Annotated in this window: 2 protein-coding genes; both read left to right on the forward strand. The window is 61.2% G+C overall.

Annotated elements, in window-relative coordinates; translation table 11 throughout:
- On the forward strand, window positions 1-1,977 hold a 1,977-nt coding region (locus ACHWRX_RS15095), incomplete at its 5' end, for a TonB-dependent receptor (RefSeq protein ID WP_394659802.1).
- 254 nt (window positions 1,978-2,231) lie between these two features.
- On the forward strand, window positions 2,232-4,263 hold a 2,032-nt coding region (locus ACHWRX_RS15100; protein ID WP_394659803.1), incomplete at its 3' end, for an AMP-binding protein.

Consider the following 4,263-nt stretch of genomic DNA (forward strand, 5'->3'; position numbering starts at 1 on the left):
GTCCGCTCCTATAACGAGGCGTTGATCCGCAACCAGCAGCCCGACAGTCTGGGCGAAGTGCTGGAGAATGATCCCACCGTGCGCACCACGCTGGGCTTCGGCACCGCCGCCGAGGTTTTCGTGATCCGCGGGTTCGAGCTGAATTCGGACGATGTCGGTTTTGATGGCCTATACGGTATCACGCCCCGCCAGCTGGTCGCGCCGGAATTGTTCTCGTCCGTCCAGATCATCAACGGTGCCAGCGCCTTCCTGAACGGTGCGGCCCCCGGCGGTAGCGGCATCGGCGGCAGCGTGAACCTGCTGCCCAAAATGGCGGACGGCAATCACACGCGGGCCACGATCGGCTACGTCTCGGACTCGCATTTCACCGGTGCGGTGGATGTCTCCCGCCGGTTTGGCGCGAACCAGGAGTGGGGCCTGCGCCTCAACGGTTCGGCACGCCGTGGCGATATCGCCATCAACGATGAATTCCACTCAAGCTATGTCGTCGGCGGCACGCTGGACTTCAACAACGGCCCGCTGCGCGCTTCGTTGAACGTCAACTTCCAGCGCCTGCGCCAATCGAATTGGCGGCCCAAGGTGGCAATCGGCGGCGCGATCCCGCGCGTACCGGACGCCGACACCAACTATTCGCAGCCCTGGAGCCACATCCAGACGCGCGACATCTTCGGCACTTTCAATCTGGAATGGGATCTCGATGAGCACGCGATGCTCTACTTCAAGGCCGGCGCGCGCGACGGGAAGGAAGATCAGGTCACGGCTAGTGTAACCCTGGCCAATGCGGCCAATGGCGACGCCACGGGCAGCGCGTCCTACGTGCCGCGCACCGACAACAACGAAGCCGGTACCCTGGGCATGCGTGTCAAGCTGGCGGCGGGCGGCGTGACGCAGGAAGTGAACTTCGGCACGTCCGTCGCTTGGCAGACCAACCGCAACGCCTACGACTTCTCAGTGACGCCTTACGCCACGAACATCTACCGGCCCGTGGTCGTGGCACGACCCGCGGGCGGTTTCGCCGGTGGCGATCTGGACGATCCGTTCCCGATCGGCCGCACGCGCGTGGCCAGCGTGTTCGCATCGGACACAATCGGCTTTTGGGACGATCGCATCCTGATCACCGGCGGCCTGCGCCTGCAGGAGATCAAGGCCACCTCCTATTCGTATCAGGACGGCGCTTTGCAGTCATTTTACAAGGAAAGTGCGGTCACCCCGGTCGTTGGCTTGGTGATCAAGCCGGTGCCCGGTCTGTCGTTCTACGCCAATCGCATCGAAGGCCTAATTCGTGGTGAGCAGGCTCAGCCGACAGTCACGATCAACGGGTTGCCGGTGCCGGTCAGCAATGCCGGTCGCTTTCTGCCGCCCATCAAATCCAAGCAGTACGAGGTAGGCGGTAAGCTGACTTTCGGCCGCTTCGATGCCGGACTGGCACTGTTCCAGATCGATAAGCCCGGCGCATATTATCGCCCCGATGCCGAGCGGCCGGGCCTCTATGAGTACGGAAATTTCGCGGTCCAGCGCAATCGCGGGATCGAGTTCACGCTGAACGGTGAGCCGGTGGACGGCCTGCGCGTGATCGGCGGCCTGACGATCCTGGACGCCAAGCTGCGTCGCACCGAGGGCGGCTTGAACCAGGGCAACGACGCGGTCGGCGTGCCCGAGTTGCTGGGCAACGCCAACGTGGAGTGGGACCTGCCGTTTTTGCCCGCGCTGACCTTGACCGGCCGGGTTGTCTACACTGGCAAGCAGGCGGCAGATCTGACGAACACGCTGCGCCTGAATGACTGGACCCGCTTCGATCTTGGCGCGCGCTATCTGGTACCGGTGGGGCAAAGCGCGATGACCCTGCGCTTCAGCGTCGATAACGTTGCCAACAAGCGCTACTGGGCGTCGGCCTTCACCGCGTTCACGGCCTTTGGATCGCAACTGCTGCAAGGCACGCCGCGCACCTTCAAGGCTTCTGCCTCCATCGAGTTCTGATCGGATCGCGGGGCGTCGCCTTTTGCCGGCGATGTCCCGCGTCTATCAACTTCAGCTGGGCGTAACGCCAGCGAGCCATCATGATCCGTGTGTTTGATCCATGACAAGAAATGCGGCTTGTCTCGACTTTGCTATTACATTGGAGATGCTTACATTTGATCGGTTGTTGCACCGAGATCTTCAGAACATAATCCCGGTCAGATAAGCAGGCGCCGCGCAGAAAAAGCGCGGGCGGCGGTACCGGAGAGACCCTGATGCACAGCAGCGTCGCGCTTGCGAGCGCAACCCGTTCAATCGAAAGCCTGGACCCCGCTCTCAAGCCGGACCCTGATCTTGCCGCGTTACTGCGCCAGCCTGAGGCCGCGCTTGCGCAAATGACCCTCGCGGTTTTCAAGGCGTACCGAGATCGCCCAGCTATGGCTTGGCGGAAAGTGCAGGGCGGTCGCCTTGAAAATGATTACACGATCATCGACTATGCCGAATTGGAAAGCCGTGTTCTTCATACGGCTTCCGCGTTCCGCCATGATCGCGCCCTTGGCCTTGTGCCAGGAGATCCCGTGGCGATCATGGCCTTCGCCAATGTGGATTTCGCCACGCTGAATCTAGCGCTGGGGCTTTGCGGGCTACCAATCGTCCCGCTGCAGACCACTGCCGCGACCGAACTTTTGGCGGGTATGATGCAAGAGGTGAAGCCTCCCTGCATCGCCACGGCTCTCGAACATCTTGAGACATCCGTAACCCTGGCGATAGGATGCACACAAACCCGTTGCGTGATCGTTTTTGATCATGACGGATTGGACGAGTACGACCAGACCAGGATTGCGGAGCAACAGGCGCGATTGGCTAAGGAACGCCCGGGACTTCAGATACTGCCGTTCAGCGCCCTGCGCGCGCGGGGCGCTAACCTCCCGCAGGCACAGCCTTACCAGCCTGCTCCCGGCGAAGATCCGCTGGTGATCGTGTATTATACCTCTGGAAGCACTGGCACGCCAAAGGGGGCCATGCACAACCAGCGGCTAGTCAAAGCCGCCTGGGCTCAAGTGAGAGACCCTGCGCCGATCGTTCTCAATTATCAGCCGCTCAACCATGTCTTTGGCATGTTCTATCTCTGGCTGACCTTCGCCAACGGAGGGGTCACCTGCTTTACCGGCCGCAGCGATCTGAGCACGTTGATGGAGGACATTGCAAAGGTCAGGCCGACTACGATGGCGCTGGTTCCGCGCATCTGCGAACTGATCCAGCAGCGTTTCATGGCGCAGCATCCGGATCTTCCTGATGGTGAGCTAGATTGGGCGCTGGCGCGGTTTCGCCAGACGGCATTGGGTGGCCGCATGACGGATGCGGTGGTTGGTTCAGCCCCGCTCGATCCTGCGCTTCGTGCCTTTACCGAGCGGCTGTTGGGGCGCCCGATCATCGACGGCTATGGCTCGACTGAGTCTGGTAGCATCACGCTCGACCAGAAAGTCACGCGCCCGCCAATCATCGACTACAAGCTTATCGACGTTCCTGAACTTGGCTATTTCATTACAGACAAGCCTCATCCGCGCGGCGAGTTGTGTATCAAATCGCAGAACATCTTCGCAGGCTATTTCGGCCGCCCGGACCTCACCGCAGCGGCCTTTGACGACGAGGGCTTCTACCGGACCGGTGATATCGTGGCCGAAGTGGAGCCCGACCGACTGGCCTATCTCGATCGTCGCAACAACGTGATGAAACTGGCGCAAGGTGAATTTGTCGCGATAGCGCCGCTGGAATCGTTGTATTCCCGCGGCGATCCGGCGATTTCTCAAGTCTATCTCTACGGCAACAGCGCGCGCGCATACCTGCTTGGCGTCGTCGTGCCGAACCTTGATGCTCTTCCGCATGACCTCGACGAAGTGGCCATCAAAGAGCGATTGCTCTCGGCGATCCGGCGCATCGGCATCGAAGCGGGTCTGAACGCTTACGAGATTCCGCGCGATATTATCGTTGAGCTTGAGCCTTTCTCGGTTGCGAATGGCTTGCAGTCAGCGCTGGCCAAACATCTGCGGCCGGCGTTTCGCATGCGTTATGGCGAACGGCTGGAGGCGATCTACGCCGCGCACGCCGACGACCAAGCAACCGAGATCGACAATCTGCGCCGCAATGGCCGTGATCGGCCAATGGAGGAAACGCTCCGTCGGGCTGCCGCCTCTGTGCTTGGCCTGGATGCGGGCAAGATCGCCGAACGGGATTCCTTTGCCGCACTTGGCGGAGATTCCCTGGCTGGCCTGTCCTATGCCCTGCTGCTGGAGGATATCTACGGCT

Origin of the sequence: uncultured Novosphingobium sp. (genome assembly GCF_964277725.1) — a bacterium.
GTDB classification, from domain to species: domain Bacteria; phylum Pseudomonadota; class Alphaproteobacteria; order Sphingomonadales; family Sphingomonadaceae; genus Novosphingobium; species Novosphingobium fluoreni.